We start from the raw sequence: 24,739 nt of genomic DNA on the forward strand, positions 1-24,739 counted from the left end.
AGAAAACTGCGAGGTCGATGCCGTGAAGATCGTCTATTCCGAGAAGCACGCCCAGCACGACCCGCAGAACTTCATCGTGCGCGGCACCAAGCTGCGCAGCGCCGAGCAGCCCGAGCGCGCGACGCGCCTGCTGGCCGCCGCCAAGGCCTCCGGCCACACGATCCTGCCGCCGCGGTCGTATGGCCCGGCGCCGGCCGCGACGGTGCACACGCCGGAATACATCGACTTCCTGCAGATCGCCGCGCGCGAATGGGCGAAGCTGCCGGGCGCCAGCCCCGAGGTCGTGCCCAACGTCCATCCGGCCCGCGCCCATGCCTCCTATCCGAAGGCGTTGGCCGGCCGCGCCGGCTGGCACCAGGTCGACATGGCCTGCCCGATCGGCCCGCACACCTGGGATGCGGCGCTCGCCGCCACCGAGGTCGCGGCCACCGTGGCCGACATGGTGCTGGCGGGCGAAAGCCACGCCTATGCGCTCTGCCGGCCGCCGGGCCATCACGCCTATGCCGACATGGCGGGCGGCTTCTGCTTCCTGAACAACACCGCCGTCGCCGCGCAGCGCCTGCGCGGCAAACACCAGCGCGTGGCGATCTTCGACGTCGACGTGCATCACGGCAACGGCACGCAGGGCATCTTCTACGAGCGCGACGACGTGCTCACCGTCTCCATCCACGCCGATCCCGACAATTACTACCCGTTCTTCTGGGGCCACGCGCACGAGCACGGCGCCGGCAAGGGCCAGGGCTTCAACCTCAACATGCCGCTGCCGCTCGGCTCGCCCGACGCGCCGTGGCTCGAAGCCGGCGACAAGGCCCTCGCCCGCATCCGCGAGTTCCAGCCCACGGCGCTGGTCGTGGCCCTGGGCCTCGACGCCAGCGAGAGCGATCCGCTGCAGGGCCTGAAGGTCACGGGCCCGGGCTTCCATGCCATGGCCGAGAAGATCGCCCGCATGGGCCTGCCGACGGTGCTGGTGCAGGAGGGTGGCTATCTCGGCGACGATCTCGGCCGCAACCTCGTGCAGTTCCTCTCAGGCTTCGAGAAGGGGCGCGGCTAAGAAATATCCGTCGTCCTGAGCGGAGCCCCCCAGAGGGCGGCGTAGTCGAAGGACCTCTTTTCCGGCGCACGGTGTGTGGAAGCGAAAAGAGGTCCTTCGACTTCGCGCCTTCGGCGCTTCGCTCAGGACGACGGGCTTTGTAAATCAATCGACCTGCGCGCCGGCGGCCGTCACGACCTTGCGCCATTTCTCGATCTCGGCCTCGACGAAGGCCTTGGTCTCGGTGGGCGTGAGCTGGTCGCTGGCTTCGACGTTCAGCGCCTTCAGCCGTTCGCCCAGCGTCGGGTCGGCCAGCGCCTTGTAGACCGAGGCGTTGAGGCGGCGAACGATGTCGGCCGGCGTGCCGGCGGGCACCGCGATGACGTTCCAGGTGCCACCCACGAAATCGTCGAGACCCGCCTCCTTCATGGTCGGGATATCCGGCATCACTGTGCTGCGCTTGTCGGCCATCAGCCCGACCGGCACGAGCTGGCCCGCCCGCACGTGTTCCATGACCGGGCCCAGCGTGCCGAACATCAGCGCATGCCGACCGGCCAGCAGGTCCTGCAGCGCCGGACCGGTGCCGCGATAGGGAACGTGCAGGATGTCGACGCCGGTGCGCGTCTTGAACAGTTCGCCGGCGAGATGATTGGTCGTGCCGTTGCCGGACGACGGATAGCTCGCCTTGCCGGGCTCCGCCTTCAGCCTGGCGATCAGCTCCGGCAACTTGGTCGGCTGCCCCACCGGCACCAGCAAGGCCATCGGCGCGAGGCCGACGAGGGCCACCAGTTCGAAGTCCTTCACCGGATGATAGGGCAAGGTCTTGTAGAGCGAGATGTTGATGCCGTGCGTCGCGGCCGTGCCGAATAGCAGCGTGTAGCCATCGGGCTTCGACTTGGCGACCATTTCGGTTCCGACATTGCCGCCGGCGCCGCCCTTGTTGTCGATGATGACCTGCTGGCCGAGGTCGGCCGCCATGCCGACCGCGACGACGCGCGCGATCAGGTCGGTCGGGCCGCCCGGCGGGAACGGCACCACCATGCGCAGCGGCTTGTCGGGATACTGCGCGGAGGCCTGCCCGGCGGACAAAAGCGCTACGGCGCCAACGAGAAGCGAAGCGAGAACAGAACGCATATCAGTCCACCTTGGCGCCGGCAGCGCGGATGACGTCGCGCCATTTGGCGATCTCCGCCGTCACGAAGGCGCGCGTGCTGGCCGGCGTGGAATCGGTGACCGCCTCGATGCCGAGCTGCAGCAGCCGTTCCGCTACCACGGGACTGGCCAGCGCCTTGTTGATGGCGGTGTTCAACCGGTCGACGATCGGCTTGGGCGTGCCGGCCGGAACCGCCACGATGTTCCAGGTGCCGCCCACGAAGTCGGCGAGCCCCGCCTCCGCCGCGGTCGGCACGTCGGGACGCGCCTGGCTGCGCTTGTCGGCCATGATGACGACGGCATAGAGCTTGCCGGCCTTGATCTGTTCCAGCGACGTGCCGAACGAATCGAACATGAAGGTCACACGGCCGCCCATCAGGTCCTGCAGCGCCGGCCCCGACCCGCGATAGGGCACGTGTGTCGCCTCGACCCCGGCTCGCGTCTTGAACAGCTCACCGGCCAGATGGTTGGTCGTGCCGTTGCCCGACGACGCGTAGCTCGACTTGCCTTTCTCGGCCTTCAGCTTGGCGATCAGCTCGGGCAGCGTGCGCGGCTGCTCGGGCGAAACCAGCAGCACCATCGGCACGAGGCCGGCCAGCGCCACCAGCTCGAAGTCCTTCAGCGGATCGTAGGGAAGCTGGTCGTAGAGCGAGACGTTGATGCCATGCGTCGCGGCCGTGCCGAACAGCAGCGTGTAGCCGTCGGGCTTCGACTTGGCGACCTGCTCGGTACCGACGGTACCGCCGGCGCCGCCCTTGTTCTCGATCACGACCTGCTGGCCGAGCTGCTCGGACAGCGCCACCGACAGGACGCGCGCGAAGACGTCGGTCGGCCCGCCCGGCGGGAACGGCACGACAAGCTTCACCGGCTTGTCCGGATACTGCTGCGCCAGCGCGGGCGCGCACGACAGCATCAGCGCCAGCCCTCCGGCCAGCACACGCCTCGTCAACGTCATGTTTCCTCCGGTTATTCTTTTCTTGGTCGGGCACAGAGCGTGACGAGGCGTCAGTGGGTCGTCACCTCCTTCATGGTGACGAAGTTGTAGGACGGCGGACGCGGGCTGCTACGCCACTTGTCCATGTCCTCGTAGCGGTCGCGCAGCGAGGCGGGATAGTCGGTGAAGGCCGGCGTGCGCAGCCACAGGCGCAGCAGGTGCCGCCTGCGCTCCTGCTCGGCGTGATCGACGTAGGCCGTGCGCGAATGGAGCACGCAGTAATTGTTCACGAACTGGATGTCGCCGCGCTCCAGCTTCATGTCGAGGCGGAACACCGGATCCTTGCAATAGGCCGCCATCATATCGAGCGCCTCGATCTGCAGCTCGGTGAGGCGCGGCACCTCGTTGAAGCGCTGCGCGGAGTCGATGAAGGTGCGGTTGTAGCGGTTGAACATCCGGCCCTTGTGCCAGATGAAGATCGGCGTGATGTAATAGGGCTTCTGCCCCATCGACTCCTCGCCGCGCCGGTCGGCGTAGAAGGGCTGCGAGAGAACCTTCACGAGGTCGGGTCGCGAGCGCAGCATCGCATTGTAGACGGCGACCGAACTAGCGACCGCCGAGAGACCGCCGCTCTGTGCCGTCTCGAGGCAGCAGAGGCCGACGATATCGCAGGAGTCGTTGTGGAACGGCAGCAGCGAAGCGGTCTGGTAGCCGCGCGCATGCATGTCCTTGTACTGGTCGCGGCCGAGATCGCGGACATGACCCAGCACGTCGCCCTGCGCATTCTGCGCCACCGCGCGCCCGAAATGCGCGCCGATGCCCCAGTAGATCAGGCCCATCTCCTCGGCGCTGTAGCGGTCGCGCGGTAGGCCGCGGAGCAGCAGGATGCCGAGGCCGTTCTCGATCTCGGTCTGCATCAGCCGAAGCGTCCGTCCGAACTGCTTCAGCGGGAAGTCTTCCTTGCCGATGTCCGGGATCTGCTTGCCCGTCGACTGGAGATGGCGCAGCGCCGCGTCGAGTTCGGCGATCTCGGAGTCGCTCAGCCGGTAGATCCACTCGTCGCTCTTCTGCAGGTCCTGACCGAGCCAGGCCGAGCGGCCGACGACTTCCTCCAGTTCCATTTCCTTCATGGGGCCATCCTCCGTCTGAATGTCGACATTATTAATTATGGACATTCAGGCACGGAGTCGCTGGAAGCAAGAGGGAAATCCCGCTAGACGGTTCCAATCCATGGCGATGCCTATCCAGAAGACCTACGACATCTATGCCACCCTGCCCGCGCAGATCGCGGTGCGGATCGGGCAGGCCATTGTCGAGAACGAATTCAGCCCCGGCCAGAAGCTGCGCGAGGTCGATCTCGCCTCTGCCTTCGGGGTCAGCCGGGCCTCGGTCCGCGAGGCGCTGCGCATCGTCGAGCGCGAGGGGCTGGTGACGATCCTGCCTCAGCGCGGCGCGCAGGTGACGGCGCTCAGCGCCGACGAAGTCCAGGACATCTTCGACATCCGCGCCCGGCTGATGGGCCTGGCCTGCGAGCGTCTGGTGGCCGCCCTTCCCGCTGCCGGAAGACCCGAACTGGAGCGTCTGTACGCCGACCTCGAAAGAGCGTTCGACGATGCCGAGGCCTATGCCCGCGCCAGCCTGGCGATCAGCGAGTTCTGCGTGCGCAACGCCGGCAGCCGGCGGCTGGCCGACCTGGTCCTGTCCTTCGGCCGCCAGACCGCGCGCTACACCAAGCTCAGCCTCTCGACCGTCGAACGCCGCCAGCAATCGATCGCCAACTGGCGCGGCCTCGTCCAGTCGATCCTCGCCGGCAATGCCAAGGACGCCGAGGGCTTTGCCCGCCAACTCGTGTTCGACACCCGCGACACCGCGCTCAGCATGCTGGCGGACGCCACGGCCGAGGCCGCCCGACAGGGTTGATACGTTTCCCGGGGCGTGAGGCCGACGCAAACTGCGCTATGGTCGCGAGATGGCGCGCCTTGCGTCCACTTCTAGCGTGAACGGGAAACGACACATGGCACGGACGATTGCCGACCTCATGGCCGAAACCCTGCTGGCAGCAGGCGTCGAGCGCATCTACGGCGTGGCAGGCGACTCGCTGAACGGCTTCACCGACTCGCTGCGCCGGATGAAGAAGCCCGACTGGGTCCACATGCGCCACGAGGAAGCCGGCGCGTTCGCCGCCGGCGCCGAGGCACATCTCACCGGCAAGCTCGCCGTCTGCGCGGGAAGCTGCGGCCCCGGCAACATGCACCTCGTCAACGGCCTGTTCGATTGCTACCGCAGCCGCGTGCCGGTGCTGGCCATCGCCGCGCATATCCCGAGCGCCGAGATCGGCGGACACTATTTCCAGGAGACGCATCCGGAGCAGCTCTTCGCCGAGTGTGCGCATTACGTCGAGACCGTCAGCGTTCCCGAGCAGATGCCGCGCGTGCTGGAAAAGGCGATCCGCATCGCCATCGCCGAGAAAGGCGTGGCGGTCATCGTCATTCCGGGCGACGTCGCCCTGCTCAAGACGGAGGTCGAGGCCGGCAAATGGTTTGCACCCAGCCCGCCGGTCGTCCGCCCCTCCGACGCCGACCTCGATGCGCTGGCCGACCTGCTCAACGGCGGCAGCAAGGTCACCATGATGTGCGGTGCGGGCTGCGCCGGCGCCCATGATGCCGTCGTCGAACTGGCGCGCACGCTGAACGCCCCCATCGTGCACTCGCTGCGCGGCAAAGAGCATGTCGAGTACGACAATCCGTTCGACGTCGGCATGACCGGCCTGATCGGCTTCTCGTCGGGCTATGCTGCGATGAAGGAGTGCGACACGCTCCTGCTTCTGGGCACCGACTTTCCCTACCGCCAGTTCTATCCCGAGAAGGCCCGCGTCGCGCAGGTCGACATCCGGCCGGAAAGCCTGGGCAATCGCTGCCGCCTCGACATCGGCGTCGTGGGCGATGTCGGCGACACGATCGCGGCGTTGCTGCCGCGCCTCAAGGCAAGAACGGACCGTAGTTTCCTCGACGCTGCCCTCGCCCACTACCGCAAGGCGCGCGCCGATCTCGACGAACTCGCCGAAGGCCGCCCCGACGGCAAGCAGATCCATCCGCAATATGTCGCCCGCCTGCTCAGTGAGCTGGCCGACGAGGATGCGATCTTCACCTGCGACGTCGGCACCCAGTCGGTCTGGGCGGCGCGCTATCTCAAGATGAACGGCAAGCGCCGCCTGATCGGCTCGTTCAACCATGCCTCGATGGCCAACGCGATGCCGCAGGCGATCGGCGCGCAGGCGTCGCACAAAGGACGCCAGGTCGTGTCGATGTCCGGCGACGGCGGCTTCGCCATGCTGATGGGCGACTTCATCAGCCTTTCGCAGCTCGGCCTGCCGGTGAAGGTGGTGGTGCTGAACAACGGCACCCTGGGCTTCGTCGAACTGGAGATGAAGGCGGCGGGCTTCGTCGACACCGCGGTCGATCTCAAGAACCCGAACTTCGCGGCGATGGCCGAGGCGATGGGCGTAAAGGGCTTCCGGGTCGAGGACCCGGCCAGGCTCGAAGGCGTGCTGCGCGAAGCGCTGGCCCACAAGGGTCCCGTGCTGGTCGACGTGGTGAGCGCCCGCCAGGAACTCGTCATGCCGCCCAAGACCACGCTCGAGCAGGCCTACGGCTTCAGCATGTTCCTGATGCGAGCCGTGATGGACGGCCGTGCCAAGGAACTCATCGATCTCGCACGGACCAATCTCAGGATCTGAGCGCGGTCGACGCAAGCTGGGCAATCGCGAGATCGAGCCGGGGCTCGTCGCCATCGCCGAGGATCCACACGGCCGATAAACCGGTGAAGGCGAGTGTCCATTTCAGCAACCGCGTGCGATCGAGAGCGGCGGCTGTGGCGATGACCTCGACCTGTCGCGCGAAGCGGCCGGGAGCGAGAGCCGTCGCTTCGTCGGGATCGCGCAGGATGTTGACGAAATCGAAAGCGCGGTCGCCCCGCAGGCCCTTTGGATCGATGACGAGCCAGCCGCGCGGACCGGCATCCAGCACGTTCTCATGATGGATGTCGCCGTGGAGCACCACGGGCTCACGCTTCACGGCCAATAGATCGCGGGCGACGTCGCGTGCTTCGGCGATGAGGTCATCCCGGTTCGATGACTGAAGCAGTGGCTTGAACCAGATGTCGAGCGGCACGAGATCTGGCGGCAACGGCGCGCGATGATCGTGCAAGCGTCTCGTGGCCTCGCAGAGGATGCGCGTTGCCTCGTCGTCGCTGTCTCCGCCGGCGCGCGCCAACGCGGCCAGCGAGCGCGGACCTGTGGCGCGTTCGAGCAACAACACGCCGTCGTCCTCAGCCAACACGCGGGCAGCGCCATCGCCATCCCACCAGGCCATCAACCGGCAGCCGCGACGTTCTTCCGGTTCATGCGCAATCTTCAGCATGGCCGGCACGCCGTCATGTCGCACCGGCAGCAGCAGGCTGCTGTGGGTTCTCAGCAGCTCGCCGTCGGCTGAAAGATTCCAGCGTGCGAGCCAAGGTGCGGGATCGGCCGGATCAGTCGCCGCCATTCCCGCCGACGACGTAGACGGTGAGCTTCTCAGGCAGCGTGTCGTGTGCGACCTCTATGGTGCGGCTGTTGGGCCAGACGAAGACGGCGTCCTGGTCGGCCATCAGCTCCTCGAAGCGCGCGACCTGGCCGCGCCCCCAATAGTGCATGGGCAGCACGATGCGCGGCTGGACCTGGCGGATGACCTCGACCATCACCGGCAGGCCGACCGTGTAGGCACCGTCGATCGGCACCATCAGCACGTCGATGCGGCCGAGTTCGTCGAGATGTTCCTTGGTCAGCCGGTGATGCAGATGGCCGAGATGGGCGATGCAGAGATCGCCGATGGTGAAGGTGAAGATCGAGTTGCCGTTGATGCGCGCGGCGCCGCCGCCCCAGTCGCGCGCATTGGTCGGCAGGTTTGTGACCTTGAGGTCCTTCAGCGACACGTCGTGGCGCGCCTCGGTCTCGCCGTTCTCGCTGGGCCAGCCGCGCAGCACGTAGGTGATCCCGTCCTCGGGCGTGTCGGTGTAGTGCGTCGAGTGCGCGTTGTTCATCGTCACGATGTCGGGCTTGCGGCCGAAGCCGTTCAGCCCGTTGTAGTCGGTGATCGCGCGCACGCCCTGCGGCGTGTCGATCTCGAAACTGGCATGACCGAGGAAGGTGACGATGGCGCGGCTCGCCGTGTCGGCCGCCATCTGCGTCCCGTCGAGCGAGGCCATTTGCACGCCCCGCCCCTGCAGGGTGGGGCCGAGCTCGACCAGGTTCTTGGAACAGCGCGCCAGCGCCGGTCCCGCCAGCAGGGCGAAGGCGGTGGCGCAAAGAGCGGCGACGGACAAACGAAGAGTCATGGGGCCTCCGTGGCTGGACGGCAGCTTCTCCCCAGATGCAGGCGATATGCCAGCACTGACTCCCGTTGACTCTCGCCCGAAGGAGAAATAGAACAAAAGAAGAACATTCTATCCCCAATCCCATTCCAGCCTGACGAGGGGGCGATGCCGGTCATTTCCCCGAATATCCCTGCTTCCCCTGCCGCCAACGATCTGGCCGCCCCGCTGCCTGCCGCCCTGCGCGAGAAAGTGCGCCGGCTGGAGCGCTCCCACAGCGTCCAGCGACGCGGACGGGCCGCCGCGGTCCCGCTCGGTATTGCCGCCATCGACGCGCTGTTGCCCGAAGGCGGATTGCTGACGGGCGCCCTGCACGAGATCGAGGCGGGCCCGGCTCCCTCCGGCCGCGTGGCGCCACACGATGGCGCGGCCTTGGGCTTTGCCGCCCATCTGCTCGGCCGCTTCGGGCCGGGCACGATCCTGTGGTGCCGCCGTCCCACCGGCATCTTCGATGCCGCACCCTACGCCCCGGCGCTCTCTTCCTGGTTCGATCCGGCGCGTCTGCTGATGGTCACGGCGTCGCGCGATGAGGATCTCTTCTGGGCGATGGAGGAAGGGCTGCGCTGTCCCGGCATCGCAGCCGTCGTGGGCGAGACGCGCGCCGCCGATCCCACGGCCGGCCGGCGCCTGTCGCTCGCGGCCGAGAAGAACGGCGTGCCCGCCCTGCTGCTGCGCGCCCAGCCCGCACCGCCGCAAAGCGTGTGCGCGACGCGCTGGCGGATCACCTCCGCGTCGTCGTGCTCGACGCCGGGTCTCAAGGATGTCGGCGCCGCGCGCTGGCGCCTCGAACTCCGGCGCAACCGCTTCGGCACGCCGTCCGCCGATGAAACACCGTCCTGGCTCCTGGAGTGGAACGATGAAACGCATTGTCTCGCTGTGGTTCCCCAAGCTCTCCACGGACCGGCTGGCGCGCGCTTCGAAGAAAGAATGGTCGGATAGAGCCGCCGCCACCGTCGTCTGGCGCGACGGCTGCCCGCGTCTTGCCGCCCTCAATCCGCACGCGCGTGCCGCGGGCCTGCGTGCGCGCATGCGGCTGGCCGATGCGCGCGCGCTGCTGCCCGATCTCGTCACCGAAGCGGCCGAACCGCAGGCCGATCTTCGCCTGATCGAGACGATCGCGAACTGGTGCGATCGCTATACGCCCTGGGTCGCGATCGATCCGACGGGCGGCGCACTGGCCGAGGACATCGAAACCGCCTGCAGCGCCGGCGGCTTCGGCGGCGATGCCGGCCTATTGCTCGACGTGACCGGCTGCACGCATCTGTTCGGCGAGGGCGAAAGCGGCGAGCGTGCCCTGCTGGCCGATCTCGTCACGCGGCTGGCCCGCCGCGATCTTTCCTGCCGCGCCGCGATGGCCGACACGGCGGGCGCGGCTTGGGCGCTGGCGCGCTTCGCCGAACGCCAGGCCGATCTCTTCTGCCCCGCGCGTGGCCAGCGCAGCGCCCTGGCGTCCTTGCCGGTCGAGGGACTGCGTCTCGATCCTCCGATCCTGGAGACCTTCCTGAAGCTCGGACTGCGTCGCATCGGCGACCTTTATCCGATGCCGCGCGCGCCGCTCGTCCGCCGCTTCGGCGACCAGCCGGTGCGCCGCGTCGACCAGGCGCTGGGCACGCTCGACGAGCCGATCGAGCCGCGCCGCCTGCCGCCGGCCTTCCGCACGCGCCTCGCCTTTGCCGAGCCGATCGGCCGCGCCGAGGACATAACCGCCGCGACCAGCCGCCTGCTGGCTGCCCTCTGCCGGCAGTTCGAGCAGGCGGGCGTCGGCGCGCGCCAGCTCGAGATCGCGCTCTACCGCGTCGACGGTTCGGTCGATCGCACGTCGATCGGCACCAGCCGCCCCAACCGCGACAATCCCAAGCTGATGAAGCTGTTCGAGGAGAGGCTGGGCGAACTCGATCCAGGCTTCGGAGTCGAGCTGATGATCCTCTCGGCGCCCGAGGTCGAGGCGTGGAGCGGCACGCAGGACGCGCTGCCCGATCAGGATTCGCCCGGTGTCGCCGCCGGCGCGGACGGCACGATCGATCTCGCCGACCGGCTGGCGCTGCGGCTGGGCGCGGAGAATGTCGTGCGGCTGCTGACGCGCGACAGCCATCTGCCCGAGCGCGTCCAGGTCGCCGCGCCCGTTTCGATGAAGCCTGCCGCGGCGGGCGCCTGGCGGCGCGTCGCGACCCTCAAGGGCGCGCGCCCGACCCGCCTGCTGCAGCGGCCCGAGCCGGTCGAGGTGACGGCCTTCGTGCCGGACGATCCGCCGTCGCTGTTCCGCTGGCGGCGCCATGCCCATCGCATCGTGCGCGCCGACGGGCCGGAGCGGATTGCCGACGAATGGTGGCGGCCTCGCTCCGACGGCAGCCGCCCGCCGGCCGGCACCCTGCCGCTGGTGCGCGACTATTACCGCGTGGAGGACGATGACGGCGGCCGCTTCTGGCTGTTCCGCGACGGGCCCTACCAGCTCGCCGCCGACGGCAAGCCGACGGCCCGCTGGTTCCTCCACGGTTTTTGCGCCTGAAAGGGGAGAGGAAAATGGAAGCAGCAACGGAAACGGAAACGACAACGGTCAAGGCGACGAACAAGCGTGGCACCACACTCACCATCCGCGGCCTCGACGTCGCGATCATCGATCGCCTGAAAGTCCATGCGCGCGCCAAGGGCCGCTCGCTCGAATCGGACCTGCGAGACCTGCTCACCTATGCGTCGGGCCAACCGCTGGTGCTCAATGCGCTGGCCGAGGCCGACCGCATCGCCGCCATGACGCCGATGCGGACTCCCGCGCTCCAGGCCGGAGGTCGGCAATGATCGTCGTCGTCGATCCCGGCGTCGCCATCAAATGGTTCGTCGAGGAGCCGCTGCGGCCGCAGGCGCGCTCGCTGCTGGCCAACCGGCACGAGGTGATCGCGCCCGACATCCTGATCGCGGGCGTCGCCGAACTGGCCTGGAAGAAGGCGACGCGTGGCGAGATCACGGTCGAGCAGGCCGAACCGATCGTGCGCAACATCGCGCTGCCCTCGTTCGTCTCGGCCTTCGTCGAATCGCCGCAATTGCGCACGCGGGCGCTCGCCATCGCGCTCCAGTGCGGCCGGCCGGTTCATCAATGCTTCTACGCTGCTTGTGCCGAAGCCGTGAAAGCGCCGCTGGTCAGTGCCGACGAGGATTTCCTGCAGGCCCTGAAGAGTGAGGGGATCGGAGTGCATGGCGTGCCGCTTTCCCGGGCGCACGAACTCGTCGATCCCTGATGCCATGGACTACGCCGAGCTCCAGGTCACGACCAACTACAGCTTCCTGCGCAGTGGCTCGCACCCGCAGGAGCTGGTCGAACGCGCCATCGAGCTCGGCCACACCGCTATCGGTATCACCGACCGCAATACGCTGGCCGGCGTCGTGCGCGCCTTCGCGGCCTCGCGCCATGAGGAGCATCGCAAAGATCCCGGGATGGACAGGATCAAGCTTCTAGTCGGCAGCCGTCTCGAAACGCGCGACGGCTATTCGCTGCTCGTCTATCCGACCGATCTCGACGCCTACAAGCGCCTGTCCCGCCTACTGACCCTGGGCAATCGCAGAACAGAGAAAGGCCAGTGCGACATCGGCTTCGACGATCTCGTCGAGTATGCCGAAGGTCTCGTGGCGATCGTGCTGCCGCCGCGCAAACCGGAGGAGCAGGCCTTTCGTGACCGACTACGGAAGCTCGCAGAACTTTTCGAAGATCGCTGCTACCTCGCGGCCTCCATGCTCTATCGCGGTGATGATGCACGCCGCCTGGCCCAGCTCGATAACCTCGCCACGGAAGCGGGCGTCAAATTCGTCGCCACCAACGACGTGCACTATCACGTCCCCGAACGGCGGGCGCTGCAGGACGTCGTGACGGCCATTCGGCTGGGCTGCACAGTCGAGGAATTGGGCTTCCGCCGCTTCGCCAGTGCCGAGCGCCATCTCAAGGACCCGGCCGAGATGGCGCGCTTGTTCCGCCGCCATCCGCATGCGATCGCGGCCACGCAGGAGATCGCAAAGCGCTGCGGCTTCTCGCTGCGACAGCTCACCTATCAGTATCCGGTCGTCTACGAGGGTGGCGAGACGCCGATGGACAAGCTCAAGCGCCTCACCTGGGAGGGCGCGGACTGGCGTTATCCGGATGGTGTTCCTGAAGACGTGAAGAGCACGATCCGAAAGGAATTCGAACTCATCGCCCTCAAGGAAATCGCGCCTTACTTCCTGACGGTGCACGAGATCGTCATGGAAGCCCGCAGGCGCGAAATCCTTTGCCAGGGACGCGGTTCGGCGGCCAATTCCGCGGTCTGCTATTGTCTTGGCATCACTTCGGTGAATCCAAAGGAAACGAAAGTGCTGTTCGAGCGCTTCCTTTCCAATACGCGCAACGAGCCCCCCGATATCGACGTCGATTTCGAGCACGAGCGCCGCGAACAGATCATCCAGTGGATCTACGACACCAAGAGCCGTGAGCGGGCTGCCCTGGCCGCGACGGTGATCTCCTTCCGGAGTCGCAGCGCCATCCGTGAAGTCGGCAAGGTGCTGGGCCTCTCACCCGACACGGTCGGCGTGATGGCCGACACGGTGTGGGGCATGGGATCGAGCGGCGTGAAGGTCGAGCATGTGCGCGAGGCCGGCCTCGATCCGACGGACCCGCGCATCATGCTGGCGCTCGAACTGTCGGCGGCCCTGTGCGGTTTCCCGCGCCATCTCTCGCAGCATGTCGGCGGCTTCGTGCTGACCGAGGGCCGCCTCGATGAATTGGTGCCTATCCAGAATGCTGCGATGGAGAAGCGCACCGTCGTCGAGTGGGACAAGGACGATCTCGACGTGCTGAACATCTACAAGGTCGACGTGCTGGCGCTCGGCATGCTGACGGCGCTGCGCAAGGGGTTCGCCCTGATCGACAGGCATTTCGGAGAAAAGCTGTCCCTCAACATGCGGCCGGACGATCCAAAGGTCTACGAGATGCTGTGCCGCGCCGATTCGGTCGGTGTGTTCCAGGTCGAGAGCCGGGCGCAGATGTCGATGTTGCCGCGCCTGAAGCCCCGAGAGTATTACGATCTGGTCGTCGAGGTGGCGATCGTGCGGCCGGGCCCCATCCAGGGCGGCATGGTTCACCCCTACCTGAAGAACCGGGCCAATCGTGACGCGGTCATCTATCCCAAGCCGGAGCTCAAGGCTGTCCTGAAGCGGACGCTGGGGGTCCCGCTGTTCCAGGAACAGGCGATGCAGATCGCCATGGTCGGCGCGGGCTTTTCGGCGGAGAAGGCCGACGAACTGCGCCGCGCCATGGCGACGTTCCGGCACAACGGCACGATCTACAAGTTCAAGGCTCCTTTCATCGAAGGCATGAAAGGAAACGGCTACGAAGAGGAATTCGCCGAACGCTGCTTCAAGCAGATCGAGGGATTCGGCGAGTACGGCTTTCCCGAAAGCCACGCCGCGAGCTTCGCGATCCTCGTCTATGCCTCGTCCTACGTGAAGCATTACTATCCCGAGGTCTTCGCCGCGGCTTTGCTCAACTCCCAGCCGATGGGCTTCTATGCACCTGCCCAGCTCGTGCGCGACGCGGAAGAGCATGGCGTCGAGGTGCGTCCGCCCGATATCAACGCAAGCGACCACGACTGCACACTGGAGCCCGGGAAGAACAATCGCTGTGCACTTCGCCTTGGCCTACGCCAGGTGACAGGGCTTTCCGAGGAAGCGGCCAACAGGATGGTCAAACGGCGCGGCGACGAACCCTATCGAGATCCCGCCGACCTGTGGCGGCGCAGTGGCCTCACCAAGCGGCAGATCATCGCCCTGGCCCGCGCCGATGCCTTCGCGTCACTCGGCCTTACGCGGCGCGACGTGTTGTGGGCGGTGCGCGGCTTCTCGGATGGACAGTTGCCACTGCTCGACCGACAGCCGCAGATGCGCGACCTCGAACCGACCGTCACCTTGCCGGCGCTGACTCTCGGCGAGCAGGTGGTGGACGATTACAGCAGCTTCTCGATGTCGCTGCGCTCGCATCCGATGGAGCTGTTGCGGGCAACCTTTGCGACACGGGGGCTCTCCAGCACGGAAGCGTTGAAAGCCGCCGGAAACAACGACCTTCTCACGCTGGCCGGCCTCGTGCTGGTGCGACAACGACCGGGCACGGCCTCGGGCGTGGTGTTCGTTACCCTGGAAGACGAGTTCGGCATCGCCAACCTCGTGGTCTGGCCCAAGGTGTTCGACGCGCATCGTCGCATTGTGATGGGCGCACGGTTGATGGGCGTGCGCGGTCGCGTCCAATGCCAGGGGGAGAAAGATTACAAGGTGATCCATCTCGTCGCCGAGCAGGTGTGGGATCTTTCGGCCGACCTCGATTCGATCTCCGAGCTCGACCTGTTCCACTTGACCCGCGGTCGCGGCGACGAGGTCCGCACCGATCCCGGCGACCGCCGGGTGAAGGTCGCGGAAGCCAATGCCACGCGCCATCGCTCCAGCAGGAGTGCGCCATCCAAACCCGACTACGACCGCAGCCGCATCGTCCTCGACCGGCCCAAGATCCGCATCCATAGCCGGGACTTCCACTGAGTCTGACGGCCGGCCTGCTTGCGCGCGCTTTCTCTACCCCTTCGGCACCCACACCTCGACCCGCGTATTCGTCGCGGCGTCGAGCATGCGGGTTTCACGCAGCACCATCCCGTGCTTCTGCAGCACCTCTTCCGCCGTCGCGTTCTTGCCGACACCGGGGAAGACTGGCCGGCCGCGCGGCACGCTGCCCTCGGCGTGCGTCAGGTAGAAGGCGTCGTAGCCGATGTTGAGGAACAGGCCGAACACGTCAGTGCCGCCGACGACGGCCAGGGTCCCATTCTGGATGTTGAGCTTCAGCCACGCTTCCTCGAACGGCGCCGAGGCGGGATTCCACAACACGGCGTTGGTGTTGGCCGGATCGGCGATCACACGCTCGACGCGGCGCGTCAGGACGATGCGCCGGCGCGCGGCTTCTTTCGGCCCGCCCTCGGACGAATGCCGGCCGTTGGCGACCGCGGACGCGCGGTCGACCGAGTCCTGGTAGAATTTCTGGTCGGCCGGAATCTTCAGGTTCTCGGGAAACGAGCCATCCGAAGCCGCGATCATGCCCTCGCTGGAAATGATCGCGAATCCCTCGATGCGCGGTCTGGTCATGGCCTGCCCCTGAAAACACCTGATTCGCCGGGTAACGGACGCCCCGGCGAATGGATGCGGCGCAGCCTAGCGCAAATGGAAGCGGCGGGGAAAAGCCCCGCCGCCGCCACTCGCCGAAGGATGGGGCTTTAGCCCTTCGGCAGGAGGACCGTGTCGATCACGTGGATGACGCCGTTCGACTGCTTCACGTCGGCGATCGTCACCGTGGCCACGTTGCCGTTCTCGTCGGTGAGCGTGATCTTGTCGCCCATCATCTTGGCCTGCAGCACACAGCCGCCGACCGTCTTGACGGGATGCGTGCCCTTGTCGTCAGCGATCATCTTGGCAATGGCCGGCGACATCGCGTTGGCGGCGACGACATGGCAGGTCAGGATCTTGGTGAGCTTGGCCTTGTTCTCGGGCTTCACCAGCATCTCGACGGTGCCCGGCGGCAGCTTGGCGAAGGCGGCGTTGGTCGGCGCGAAGACGGTGAACGGGCCCGGGCCCTGCAGCGTCTCGACGAGGCCCGCGGCCTTCACGGCGGCGACCAGCGTGGTGTGATCCTTGGAATTGACCGCGTTGTCGACGATCGTCTTGTTGGCATACATCGGCGCGCCGCCGACCATCGGGTTGGCCGGCGCCGACGCGGCCGGAGCCATCGTCTGGGCAAAGGCGGGAGCGACCGAGAGCACGCACAGGGCCGCAGCCGCGATCAGCGTATGACGCTTGAGCATATGTTTTCTCCAGTTGGATGATTTCTTCTGTCTTGTGACCGACGACGGCGCGCTCGCCGCCGGCCCGAGAGGACTACAAGTCTTGCAGCCTCTTCACCGTGTGGTACGCCCTTGTTCCAAAGCCGGTTCATCGCGCGCCTCACACTCTTTCGTGACGGCGTCGAGAACGAATTAAGTGATCCAAGGGAGAAGCGTCATGCGCGTTACCGATCTCAGGACCGTCCTCGTCGAGGTGCCGCTCGACCGGCCGACGCGCAATTCGAGCGGCGTCAGCAACGACCGCATCGGCGCGGTGCTGATCTTCGTCGACACTGACGTTGGCGTGACCGGCGAGAGCTTCCTGTTCACCCTGGGAGGACGGCGAATCGAAGTGCTGCGCGCGATGGTCGATAGCCTGAAGCCCGCGCTGGTCGGTGAAGACATCCGCTATGCAGAGCGCTTCTGGGAGCGCATGTGGCGCGAGCTCTATTTCCTTGGCCACAAGGGCGTAACGATCTTCGGTCTCGCCGGTGTCGACACCGCTTTGTGGGACGCCAAGGGCAAGGCGCTCGGCCAGTCGGTCACCCACATGCTGGGCGCCGCGCACGAGCGTATCCCCGTCTATTCCAGCGCTGGCCTCTGGCTCTCCGCGACACCCGACGAGCTGGCGAAGGAAGCGGCCGGCTACATGGCCGAGGGTTTCGGCGGCGTGAAGATGCGGGTCGGCAAGAAGCACGTCGAGGAAGACGTCGAACGCGTCGCCGCGGTGCGCAAGGCGATCGGCCCCAGGGTCTCGCTGATGTGCGACGCCAGCCGAGGCTTCACCGCCGACCATGCGATCCGGCTCGGCCGCAAGCTCGAAGCCTTCGACCTCACCTGGTTCGAGGAGCCGGTCGCGCCCTACGACCATCGCGGCTCGGCCCGGGTCGCGGCGGCGCTCGACACGCCGATCGCCAGCGGCGAGACCGAGGCGACGCGTTACGGCTTCCGCGAGATGCTGGCGCACGGTGCGGCCGACATCTGGATGGCCGACCTCGGCAGGGTCGGCGGCGTCAGCGAATTCGTGAAGGTGGCGCATCTGGCAGCCGCGCACGACATCGCGATCTCCAACCATCTCTTCACGCAGCAGAGCATCGGCATCCTCGGAGCCTTCGCCAACACGACCTGGCTCGAATACATGCCGTGGACGTCGAAGCTCTATCGCGAGGCGATCAAGGTCGAGGACGGCTGCATCGCCGTGCCGGACCGCCCCGGCCTCGGCTTCACTTTCGATCCCGACGCGATCGAGCGCTATCGGGTGCGCTGAGATCGCGTGCTAGGGTCGACGGGAACCATAGAGGACTGATCAGCGATGACCGCGTACAAGGACTTCAAGCCGCTCACCTTCCACGACGCCGCGAAGCGATTCGCCGACGGCAGCGATACGCCGCGCGCCTATCTCGACCGCTGCCTGGAGACGGTGGCGACGCGCGAGCCGGTGGTGAAGGCCTTTACCGCGATCAACGAAGCCGGCGCCCGCGAGGCCGCAGACGCCAGCGCCGCGCGCTGGAAGGCCGGCAAGCCGCTCTCCTCGATCGACGGCATGCCGCTCGCCATCAAGGATCTGCTTGAGACCAAGGACATGCCCACGCAGATGGGCTGCGAGGCCTTCAAGGGCAATTTCCCCAAGCGCGACAACGCGGCCGTCTGGGCGCTGCGCCAGGCTGGCGCGGTGATCCTCGCCAAGGCGGTGACGGCAGAACTTGGCGGCTCGCATCCCGGCGCCACGACCAATCCGTTCGATGCCACCCGCACGCCGGGCGGTTCGTCCTCCGGTTCGGCCGCGGCCGTCGGCGCCAACATGGTGCCGGCCGCCATCGGCACGCAGGTCGGCGGCTCCATCATCCGTCCCGCCGCCTATTGCGGAAACTATGCGCTGAAGCCGACGCAGGGCGGCATCAATCGCGGCGAGCGCCAGGCCACCAGCCAGAGCACGCACGGCCCGCACGCCAACTCGCTGCAGGACATGTGGCAGGTCGCGATCGAGATCGCCAAGCGCGCCGGCGGCGATCGCGGCGAAGTCGGCCTGATGGGCCCCTCCTCGCTCCCCGCCGCCGTGAAGCCCAACCGCCTCGTGGTGCTGGAGACCGAGGGCTGGGTCGAGGTCGACGATCCTACCAAGGCGGCCTTCGACGGCGTGCTGAAGCAGCTCCGCGATGCCGGCATCGAGTTGATCCGCCGCAAGGATCATCCCTGGGTCGAGGCGCTGGAACAATCGATCGCCAACGGCCGCAACGTCTGCGGTGGCGTCACGAGCTGGGAGAATCGCTGGGGCCAGCGCGGTATCGTCGACAACAATCCGGCCGGCGTCAGCGAACGCGCCAAGGCGACGCTCGCCAAAGCCGAGAAGATGACCATGGACGACTATCGCATGGCGCTGCTGGCGCGACAGAACGCCCAGCGCATGCACGCGACCATGGCGCCGCTGGCCGATGCCGCGATCACGCTGTCCTGCCCCGGCCCCGCACCGGTCTGGGCCGGTGACGTGCCGGGCCAACCGCTGGCGCCGCGTCCCACCGGCGACTTCGTGTTCAACGCGCCGAGCTCGATGCTGTTCTCGCCGGTCGTCACCGTGCCGCTGATGAGCGTCGCCGGCATGCCGGTCGGCCTGCAGCTCATGGGCCAGCAGCACGAGGACGCCCGCATGACCGGCCTCGCCCGCTGGTTCGACGAGAACCTGAAGCGGGTCGCGGCCTGAGCCTCTTCGAGGGTGGTGGATATTCCACCACCCACCTCATGCTGAGGAGCGCTCCGCAGGAGCGCGTCTCAAAGCATGGGCATGGGCACGAGCACCGCGTCTGATGCCCACCCTTCGAGACGGCCGCTCTGCGACCTCCTCAGGGTGAGGTGGTGCGGCTAGCTACTCCGGCTTCATGCCCAGCGCGACGATGCGCGGGATGAGGGTCGCCTTCAGGCGCTCGTAGTCGATCATGACTTCCTCGTGGCCCATCGGCTTCTCCACGAGGGCAAAGCTGTCCATCATCTTCTTGCCGGGCTCGGAATCGGCGGCGGCCACCCACAGGTCGGACATCCTCTTCACGATGTCCTTGGGCGTCGCGGCGGGCGCCGCCAGCGCCAGCCAGCCGGAGACCGTGAAGGCATCGTCGTCAAAGCCCTGCTCGCGCGAGGTCGGCGTGTCGGGCAGTGCGCGGGCGCGCACTCGCGACGGCGCGGCGATGCCGCGCACGTCGCCCTTCACGATCAGCGCGTTCATCGCCTGCGGACTGCCCATGGCGGCCTGCAGCGAGCCCGCGCCCATGTCCTGCCACATCGGCGCTTCGCCTTTGTAGGTCACGATCTCCATCGTGAGCCCGTACTTCTCGTTCATCGTCTGGGCGAAAATGTGGGCCGAGGAGCCCATCGCCCACGAACCGAAGTTCACCTTGTTCTTCTTGGCGTACTCGATGAACGACTTCAGGTCCTTGACCTCGGCCGGCAGCGACTTGTGCACGACCACCGGCAACACGCCCGAGGAAGTGCCGGAGACGACGGTGAGGTCCTTGTCGGGATCGAAGCCCAGCGTCTTGAACATCACCCGGTTCTGGATGAGCGTGCTCGAGACCGAATGCAGGAAGGTGTAGCCGTCGGCCGGCGCGCGGGCGACGAGGGCCGCGCCGATATTGCCGCTGGCGCCCGGCTTGTTGTCGATCATCACCTGCTGGCCGGTCGCCTGGCTGACGGACTGGCCGAAGGCGCGCGCGATGCCGTCGGTGAGGCCGCCTGCGGGGAAATTCACGATGATGGTGATCGGCTTGTTGGGCCACGCACCACCTTGCGCACGCACGATCGACGGCGCGGCGACGAACAGGCTGGCGCCCGCACCGGCCCGCAGCAGGCCACGACGGGTGGTCGTTACGTTGGACATTTTCTCATAGCCTCCCAGTTTCGTTTTTATGCGGCGATGCATAGCGGCTGCTTTTGGGAGCGGCTAGGCTGTGTATCTGCACCTATCTCCGCACGGCGAAACCCGTGACCGCTGGGCGGCGCAGTCAGAGATTGCTAAGACCACCCGTCCAAACCGGCACTCATCAGGGAAGAGAACGCCCATGTCCGACGCTGTCATACGCTCCAAAGAGGGGCGGATCGGAATCCTCACCATCAACAATCCGCCGGTGAATGCGCTGGCCTCGGCGGTGCGCGCCGGCATCAAGGAGGGCGTCGAGGCGTTCGGCCAGGATTCCAGCGTCGATGCCATCGTGCTGATCGGCGGCGGCCGCACCTTCATCGCCGGTGCCGACATCCGCGAGTTCGGCAAGCCGCCGTCGGGCCCGAACCTGAACGACGTCATCTCCACGATGGAAAATTCGCCCAAGCTGATCGTCGCGGCCCTGCACGGCACGCCGCTGGGCGGCGGCCTCGAGACGGCGCTGGGCGCGCACTATCGCGTCGCCATGCCGACCACGCGCATGGGCCTGCCGGAAGTGCATCTCGGCCTCCTGCCGGGCGCCGGCGGCACTCAGCGCCTGCCGCGCCTGACCGGCGCCAAGTACGCGCTCGACGCCATGCTCTCGGGCCGTCACATCCCGGCCGCCGAAGCCAAGAGCAAGGGCATCGTCGACGCCATCGTCGAAGGCGATGACCTGCTGAAGGGCGCGATCGCTCATGCCGAGATGTTGCTGGCGCAGAAGGCGCCGCTGCGCCGCGTCCGCGACCTCACGGTCAACCTCGAATCGCCGGACCTGTTCGCCGAGACCGAGAAGTCGATCGCCCGCAAGGCGCGCGGCTTCAAGGCGCCGTGGAACATCATCAAGACGGTGCAGGCCGCCGTCGAACTGCCGTTCGACGAAGGCATGAAGCGCGAGCGCGAGCTGTTCACCGAACTGCTGACCTCGTCTGAGTCGGCGGCGCAGCGCTATTACTTCTTTGCCGAGCGCGAGGCCGCCAAGGTGAAGGACGTGCCGGCCGACACGCCGCAGCGCGAGATCAAGACCGGCGGCATCATCGGCGCCGGCACGATGGGCGGCGGCATCGCCATGAACTTCGCCAATGCCGGCGTTCCCGTGACGATGCTGGAGACCAGCCAGGAAGCGCTCGACCGCGGCCTCAAGACGATCCGCACCAACTACGAGAACACCGCCAAGCGTGGCGGCATGAAGGCCGAGGACGTCGAGAAGCGCATGGCGCTGATCACGCCGACCCTCGACTACAACGCGCTCAAGGACGCCGACGTCATCATCGAGGCGGTGTTCGAGACGATGGAAGTCAAGGAAGCCGTCTTCAAGAAGCTCGACGAGGTCGCCAAGCCCGGCGCCATCCTGGCCACCAACACCTCGGGTCTCGACGTCAACCAGATCGCCTCCTACACGCAGCGCCCCGGCGACGTGATCGGCATGCACTTCTTCTCGCCGGCCAACGTCATGAAGCTCCTGGAGAACGTGCGCGGCAAGGCGACCGAGAATGACGTCATCGCCACGGTCATGTCGTTCTCCAAGAAGATCGGCAAGATTCCGGTCCTCGTCGGCGTCTGCGAAGGCTTCGTCGGCAACCGCATGCTGCGGATGCGCGGCGTGCAGTCGGCCTACATGATGGAGGAAGGCGCCCTTCCCCAGCAGATCGACAAGGTGATCTACGACTACGGCTTCCCGATGGGCCCGTTCGCGATGAGCGACCTCGCCGGCAACGACGTGGGCTGGCGCATCCGCCAGGGCAAGAAGGACAAGGAAAAGCGCAACGTCCGCTACACCGGCTACGTCGCCGATGCGATCTGCGAGATGGGCCGCTTCGGCCAGAAGACCGGCGCGGGCTACTACAAGTACAATCTGCCCGACCGCACGCCGATCCCCGACCCCGAGGTCGAGAAGATCATCGAGGAGACCTCGAAGAAGCTCGGCATCACCCGCCGCGCCATCTCCGACCAGGAGATCCTGGAGCGCGCGCTCTATCCGATGGTGAACGAGGGCGCCAAGATCCTCGAAGAGGGCATGGCCCAGCGCTCGCTCGACATCGACGTTATCTGGGTCAACGGCTACGGCTGGCCGGTCTATCGCGGCGGCCCGATGTGGTGGGCCGACAATGTGGTCGGCCTCAAGACCATCCACGACGCGCTGCTGAAGTACCGCGACGCTTCCGGCGACCCGTTCTGGGAACCGGCACCGCTGCTCAAGAAGCTGGTGCAGGAAGGCAAGAAGTTCTCTAGCGTCTGACGTCAATTCGCCGGCGCCCCCTCCCTGTCGAAGGGAGGGGAAAGGCGGCACCAAGGTTCTATCTGGAAGGAAACTCAAATGGCTGATGCAGTAATCGTCTCCACCGCCCGCACGCCGATCGGCAAGGCGTTCCGCGGTATCTTCAACGACACGCACGGCGCCGACATGGGCGCGCACGTGATCAAGCATGCCGCCGAGCGCGCCAAGGTCGACCTCGGCGAAGTCGAGGACGTGATCCTGGGCTGCGCGGCGCCGGAAGGCACCACGGGCTCCAATGTCGCCCGCGTTTCCGCCATGCGCGCCGGCGCGCCGGTCAGCGTCTCGGGCGTGACCGTCAACCGCTTCTGCTCCTCGGGCCTGCAGACCATCTCGATGGCGGCCCAGCGCGTGCTGGTCGACAAGGTGCCGGTGATGATCGCCGGCGGCCTCGAGTCGGTGTCGCTGGTCCAGGGCCCTCCGGGCGGCAACAAGAACCGCCTGGTGAACCCGTGGGTGCAGGAACACGTTCCGGGCATCTATCACGCCATGATCACGACGGCCGACACGGTCGCCGCCCGTTACAAGATCAGCCGCGAGGCGCAGGACGAATACTCACTGCAGAGCCAGCTCCGCACCGCGGCCGCCCAGCAGGCCGGCAAGTTCGACGACGAGATCGTGGCGATGGAGACCACGATGCTGGTCACCGACAAGAACACCAAGGAGACCACCAAGAAGACGGTGAAGCTCGACAAGGACGAGGGCAATCGTCCCGACACGACGCTGGAAGGTCTCGCCAAGCTGCAGCCCGTCGCCGGTCCCGACAAGTGGATCACCGCCGGCAACGCCAGCCAGCTCTCGGACGGCGCCTCGGCCTCGGTCATCATGAGCGATGCCGAAGCCGCCAAGCGCGGCCTGAAGCCGCTCGGCATCTACAAGGGCCTGGTCGTCGCCGGCTGCGAGCCCGACGAAATGGGCATCGGTCCCGTCTACGCGATCCCGAAGCTCCTGAAGCGTTTCGGCCTCAAGATGGACGACATCGACCTCTGGGAGCTGAACGAGGCCTTCGCGGTGCAGGTGCTCTACTGCCGCGACAAGCTCGGCATCCCCAACGAGAAGCTGAACGTCAACGGCGGCTCGATCTCGATCGGCCATCCCTTCGGCATGACCGGCGCCCGCTGCACCGGCCACGCCCTCATCGAGGGCCGCCGCCGCAAGGCCAAGAACGTCGTCGTGACCATGTGCATCGGCGGCGGCATGGGCGCCGCCGGCCTGTTCGAGGTCGTGCAGTAAGCTTCGGCGAATAGGTTCGGAAAGAGCCTCCTCTGCTCCGGCGGAGGAGGCTTTTTCTTTGCGCGCTCAGCCCAGCATGACGTCGAGGAACATCATCAGCACGAGCCCGATCATAAGGCCGACGGTGCCGTGGTTCTCGAAGCCGCGGCGGTGGGTTTCGGGGATGATCTCGTCGCTGATGACGAAGATCATCGCGCCGCCGGCATAGGCCAGCCCCCAGGGCAGGAGCGATTGTGCGATGGTGACGGCGCCGGCGCCTAACAGGCCGCCGATCGGCTCGACCAGTCCGGTCAGCAGCGCAACGAAGAAGGCCTGCCCCTTGCTGTAGTTCAAAGTGAGCAGCGCGACGGCGACGGCCAGCCCTTCCGGCATGTTCTGGAGGCCGATGCCGATGGCCAGCGCCACCGCCTTGCCGAGATCGTCGCCGCCGAAACCGACGCCGACCGCCAATCCTTCGGGAAAGTTGTGCAGGGTGATCGCGATCACGAACAGCCAGATGCGCCGCACGCGCTGGGTCAGCGGCCCCTGCCGGCCCAGCACGAAATGCTCGTGCGGCAGGTAGCGATGGACCATCCAGAGGCTCGTCGCGCCGAACAGGATGCCGGCGATCACCAGCGTGACGGCGCCCAGCTTTGAGGCGCCCTGCTCTTGCGCCACGTCGATGCCGGGAATGATCAGCGAGAAGAACGAAGCCGCCAGCATCACGCCGGCGGCGAAGCCCAGCATGACGTCCTGTGCCTGATCCGAGAGTTTGCGGATGACGAGGATCGGGATCGCGCCGATCGCGGTGGCGAGGCCCGCCAGAAGGCTGGCCAGCGCCCCCGCCAGGATCGGTGACGACGCGGCAAATGTCGAAAACATCGGAACTCCCTCACCGACACGAAGAACGGTCTGGCGAGAGAGCGGGACCTCGCGCCGAAGCGCGATGGGAGGA

Annotated in this window: 21 protein-coding genes; 12 read left to right on the forward strand and 9 right to left on the reverse strand. The window is 66.8% G+C overall.

All coding sequences use genetic code 11. The features are described from left to right. The first annotated feature begins 22 nt into the window (after window positions 1-22). Window positions 23-1,051, forward strand: coding sequence for a histone deacetylase family protein (locus AC1RP5_RS16065; protein ID WP_493112109.1), 1,029 nt, complete (start codon window positions 23-25; stop codon window positions 1,049-1,051). Window positions 1,052-1,195: 144 nt separating this feature from the next. Here the strand turns inward: AC1RP5_RS16065 and AC1RP5_RS16070 are convergent, their stop codons facing one another. Genes AC1RP5_RS16070 through AC1RP5_RS16080 form a run of 3 tightly spaced genes read right to left on the reverse strand, consistent with a single transcriptional unit; the run spans window position 1,196 to window position 4,246 of the window. Then, window positions 1,196-2,164 carry a Bug family tripartite tricarboxylate transporter substrate binding protein gene (locus AC1RP5_RS16070; protein ID WP_493112111.1) on the reverse strand — a complete coding sequence of 323 codons (969 nt, stop codon included), beginning with the start codon at window positions 2,162-2,164 and terminating at the stop codon, window positions 1,196-1,198. A 1-nt stretch (window position 2,165) separates the two neighbouring features. Further along, a complete protein-coding gene (locus tag AC1RP5_RS16075) occupies window positions 2,166-3,137 on the reverse strand; it encodes a Bug family tripartite tricarboxylate transporter substrate binding protein (RefSeq protein WP_493112113.1) in 972 nt (323 codons plus the stop codon). Between the two features lie 50 nt (window positions 3,138-3,187). Next, window positions 3,188-4,246, reverse strand: coding sequence for a TauD/TfdA family dioxygenase (locus AC1RP5_RS16080; RefSeq protein ID WP_493112114.1), 1,059 nt, complete (start codon window positions 4,244-4,246; stop codon window positions 3,188-3,190). A 100-nt stretch (window positions 4,247-4,346) separates the two neighbouring features. Here AC1RP5_RS16080 and AC1RP5_RS16085 point away from each other — a divergent pair, with 100 nt between their 5' ends. After that, the gene (locus AC1RP5_RS16085; RefSeq protein ID WP_493112116.1) at window positions 4,347-5,036 is read left to right on the forward strand and encodes a GntR family transcriptional regulator; all 690 of its coding nucleotides are present in this window, start codon (window positions 4,347-4,349) and stop codon (window positions 5,034-5,036) included. Window positions 5,037-5,130: 94 nt separating this feature from the next. Then, window positions 5,131-6,852, forward strand: a complete 1,722-nt coding sequence (gene poxB, locus AC1RP5_RS16090) for a ubiquinone-dependent pyruvate dehydrogenase (protein ID WP_493112118.1) — start codon at window positions 5,131-5,133, stop codon at window positions 6,850-6,852. Here the strand turns inward: poxB and AC1RP5_RS16095 are convergent. Together AC1RP5_RS16095 and AC1RP5_RS16100 are read right to left on the reverse strand one after the other, a co-directional pair. Further along, window positions 6,842-7,660 carry an aminoglycoside phosphotransferase family protein gene (locus AC1RP5_RS16095; RefSeq protein ID WP_493112120.1) on the reverse strand — a complete coding sequence of 273 codons (819 nt, stop codon included), beginning with the start codon at window positions 7,658-7,660 and terminating at the stop codon, window positions 6,842-6,844. The two genes, poxB and AC1RP5_RS16095, sit on opposite strands and share 11 nt — an antisense overlap. After that, window positions 7,647-8,489, reverse strand: coding sequence for an MBL fold metallo-hydrolase (locus AC1RP5_RS16100; RefSeq protein ID WP_493112122.1), 843 nt, complete (start codon window positions 8,487-8,489; stop codon window positions 7,647-7,649). The genes AC1RP5_RS16095 and AC1RP5_RS16100 overlap by 14 nt, the downstream gene beginning before the upstream one ends. Before the next feature lie 144 nt (window positions 8,490-8,633). Between AC1RP5_RS16100 and AC1RP5_RS16105 the strand changes: the two genes are divergently transcribed. From AC1RP5_RS16105 to AC1RP5_RS16125, 5 genes are read left to right on the forward strand one after another with little or no spacing between them, the layout of a single operon-like run. Continuing rightward, window positions 8,634-9,464, forward strand: coding sequence for an ImuA family protein (locus tag AC1RP5_RS16105; protein WP_493112124.1), 831 nt, complete (start codon window positions 8,634-8,636; stop codon window positions 9,462-9,464). Then, window positions 9,382-11,031: a Y-family DNA polymerase gene (locus tag AC1RP5_RS16110; protein ID WP_493112126.1), complete on the forward strand. Its 1,650-nt coding sequence runs from the start codon at window positions 9,382-9,384 to the stop codon at window positions 11,029-11,031. Before AC1RP5_RS16105 ends, AC1RP5_RS16110 begins: the two co-directional genes overlap by 83 nt. 14 nt (window positions 11,032-11,045) lie before the next feature. Beyond that, window positions 11,046-11,318 (forward strand): FitA-like ribbon-helix-helix domain-containing protein, encoded by a 273-nt coding sequence (locus AC1RP5_RS16115; RefSeq protein WP_493112128.1) that lies wholly within the window; start codon window positions 11,046-11,048, stop codon window positions 11,316-11,318. Then, window positions 11,315-11,755, forward strand: coding sequence for a type II toxin-antitoxin system VapC family toxin (locus AC1RP5_RS16120; protein WP_493112130.1), 441 nt, complete (start codon window positions 11,315-11,317; stop codon window positions 11,753-11,755). Before AC1RP5_RS16115 ends, AC1RP5_RS16120 begins: the two co-directional genes overlap by 4 nt. Before the next feature lie 4 nt (window positions 11,756-11,759). Continuing rightward, complete coding sequence (locus tag AC1RP5_RS16125) at window positions 11,760-15,068, forward strand: error-prone DNA polymerase (RefSeq protein ID WP_493112132.1); 3,309 nt, start codon at window positions 11,760-11,762, stop codon at window positions 15,066-15,068. Window positions 15,069-15,101: 33 nt separating this feature from the next. On the opposite strand, the gene AC1RP5_RS16130 is transcribed toward AC1RP5_RS16125, so the two are convergent. Both AC1RP5_RS16130 and AC1RP5_RS16135 read right to left on the reverse strand, forming a co-directional pair. Next, the gene (locus tag AC1RP5_RS16130) at window positions 15,102-15,662 is read right to left on the reverse strand and encodes a dihydrofolate reductase family protein (RefSeq protein WP_493112133.1); all 561 of its coding nucleotides are present in this window, start codon (window positions 15,660-15,662) and stop codon (window positions 15,102-15,104) included. Window positions 15,663-15,790: 128 nt separating this feature from the next. Next, entirely contained in the window at window positions 15,791-16,300 is a 510-nt protein-coding gene (locus tag AC1RP5_RS16135; RefSeq protein ID WP_493113380.1) for a fasciclin domain-containing protein, read from the reverse strand. A gap of 271 nt (window positions 16,301-16,571) precedes the next feature. Between AC1RP5_RS16135 and AC1RP5_RS16140 the strand changes: the two genes are divergently transcribed. After that, window positions 16,572-17,660, forward strand: a complete 1,089-nt coding sequence (locus AC1RP5_RS16140) for a mandelate racemase/muconate lactonizing enzyme family protein (protein WP_493112135.1) — start codon at window positions 16,572-16,574, stop codon at window positions 17,658-17,660. 45 nt (window positions 17,661-17,705) lie between these two features. Continuing rightward, a complete protein-coding gene (locus AC1RP5_RS16145; protein WP_493112137.1) occupies window positions 17,706-19,091 on the forward strand; it encodes an amidase in 1,386 nt (461 codons plus the stop codon). 162 nt (window positions 19,092-19,253) lie between these two features. On the opposite strand, the gene AC1RP5_RS16150 is transcribed toward AC1RP5_RS16145, so the two are convergent. Further along, on the reverse strand, window positions 19,254-20,258 hold the full coding sequence (locus AC1RP5_RS16150) for a Bug family tripartite tricarboxylate transporter substrate binding protein (protein WP_493112139.1): 1,005 nt from the start codon (window positions 20,256-20,258) through the stop codon (window positions 19,254-19,256). Window positions 20,259-20,439: 181 nt separating this feature from the next. Between AC1RP5_RS16150 and AC1RP5_RS16155 the strand changes: the two genes are divergently transcribed. Both AC1RP5_RS16155 and AC1RP5_RS16160 read left to right on the forward strand, forming a co-directional pair. Further along, complete coding sequence (locus tag AC1RP5_RS16155) at window positions 20,440-22,536, forward strand: 3-hydroxyacyl-CoA dehydrogenase NAD-binding domain-containing protein (protein WP_493112141.1); 2,097 nt, start codon at window positions 20,440-20,442, stop codon at window positions 22,534-22,536. A 78-nt stretch (window positions 22,537-22,614) separates the two neighbouring features. Further along, entirely contained in the window at window positions 22,615-23,805 is a 1,191-nt protein-coding gene (locus AC1RP5_RS16160) for an acetyl-CoA C-acyltransferase (RefSeq protein WP_493112142.1), read from the forward strand. A 66-nt stretch (window positions 23,806-23,871) separates the two neighbouring features. On the opposite strand, the gene AC1RP5_RS16165 is transcribed toward AC1RP5_RS16160, so the two are convergent. Further along, window positions 23,872-24,666: a ZIP family metal transporter gene (locus tag AC1RP5_RS16165; protein WP_493112144.1), complete on the reverse strand. Its 795-nt coding sequence runs from the start codon at window positions 24,664-24,666 to the stop codon at window positions 23,872-23,874. Between the last annotated feature and the right edge of the window lie 73 nt (window positions 24,667-24,739).

The sequence above is a fragment of the Reyranella sp. GW821-FHT12G01 genome (genome assembly GCF_058806575.1).

Excerpts from the sequence above, each read along its gene's own strand:
- AC1RP5_RS16070 (WP_493112111.1), bottom strand. The coding sequence starts at position 2,164 with ATGCGTTCTGTTCTCGCTTCGCTTCTCGTTGGCGCCGTAGCGCTTTTG.
- AC1RP5_RS16075 (WP_493112113.1), bottom strand. The coding sequence starts at position 3,137 with ATGACGTTGACGAGGCGTGTGCTGGCCGGAGGGCTGGCGCTGATGCTG.
- AC1RP5_RS16080 (WP_493112114.1), bottom strand. The coding sequence starts at position 4,246 with ATGAAGGAAATGGAACTGGAGGAAGTCGTCGGCCGCTCGGCCTGGCTC.
- AC1RP5_RS16085 (WP_493112116.1), top strand. The coding sequence starts at position 4,347 with ATGGCGATGCCTATCCAGAAGACCTACGACATCTATGCCACCCTGCCC.
- poxB (WP_493112118.1), top strand. The coding sequence starts at position 5,131 with ATGGCACGGACGATTGCCGACCTCATGGCCGAAACCCTGCTGGCAGCA.
- AC1RP5_RS16095 (WP_493112120.1), bottom strand. The coding sequence starts at position 7,660 with ATGGCGGCGACTGATCCGGCCGATCCCGCACCTTGGCTCGCACGCTGG.
- AC1RP5_RS16100 (WP_493112122.1), bottom strand. The coding sequence starts at position 8,489 with ATGACTCTTCGTTTGTCCGTCGCCGCTCTTTGCGCCACCGCCTTCGCC.
- AC1RP5_RS16105 (WP_493112124.1), top strand. The coding sequence starts at position 8,634 with ATGCCGGTCATTTCCCCGAATATCCCTGCTTCCCCTGCCGCCAACGAT.
- AC1RP5_RS16110 (WP_493112126.1), top strand. The coding sequence starts at position 9,382 with ATGAAACGCATTGTCTCGCTGTGGTTCCCCAAGCTCTCCACGGACCGG.
- AC1RP5_RS16115 (WP_493112128.1), top strand. The coding sequence starts at position 11,046 with ATGGAAGCAGCAACGGAAACGGAAACGACAACGGTCAAGGCGACGAAC.
- AC1RP5_RS16120 (WP_493112130.1), top strand. The coding sequence starts at position 11,315 with ATGATCGTCGTCGTCGATCCCGGCGTCGCCATCAAATGGTTCGTCGAG.
- AC1RP5_RS16125 (WP_493112132.1), top strand. The coding sequence starts at position 11,760 with ATGGACTACGCCGAGCTCCAGGTCACGACCAACTACAGCTTCCTGCGC.
- AC1RP5_RS16130 (WP_493112133.1), bottom strand. The coding sequence starts at position 15,662 with ATGACCAGACCGCGCATCGAGGGATTCGCGATCATTTCCAGCGAGGGC.
- AC1RP5_RS16135 (WP_493113380.1), bottom strand. The coding sequence starts at position 16,300 with ATGGCTCCGGCCGCGTCGGCGCCGGCCAACCCGATGGTCGGCGGCGCG.
- AC1RP5_RS16140 (WP_493112135.1), top strand. The coding sequence starts at position 16,572 with ATGCGCGTTACCGATCTCAGGACCGTCCTCGTCGAGGTGCCGCTCGAC.
- AC1RP5_RS16145 (WP_493112137.1), top strand. The coding sequence starts at position 17,706 with ATGACCGCGTACAAGGACTTCAAGCCGCTCACCTTCCACGACGCCGCG.
- AC1RP5_RS16150 (WP_493112139.1), bottom strand. The coding sequence starts at position 20,258 with ATGTCCAACGTAACGACCACCCGTCGTGGCCTGCTGCGGGCCGGTGCG.
- AC1RP5_RS16155 (WP_493112141.1), top strand. The coding sequence starts at position 20,440 with ATGTCCGACGCTGTCATACGCTCCAAAGAGGGGCGGATCGGAATCCTC.
- AC1RP5_RS16160 (WP_493112142.1), top strand. The coding sequence starts at position 22,615 with ATGGCTGATGCAGTAATCGTCTCCACCGCCCGCACGCCGATCGGCAAG.
- AC1RP5_RS16165 (WP_493112144.1), bottom strand. The coding sequence starts at position 24,666 with ATGTTTTCGACATTTGCCGCGTCGTCACCGATCCTGGCGGGGGCGCTG.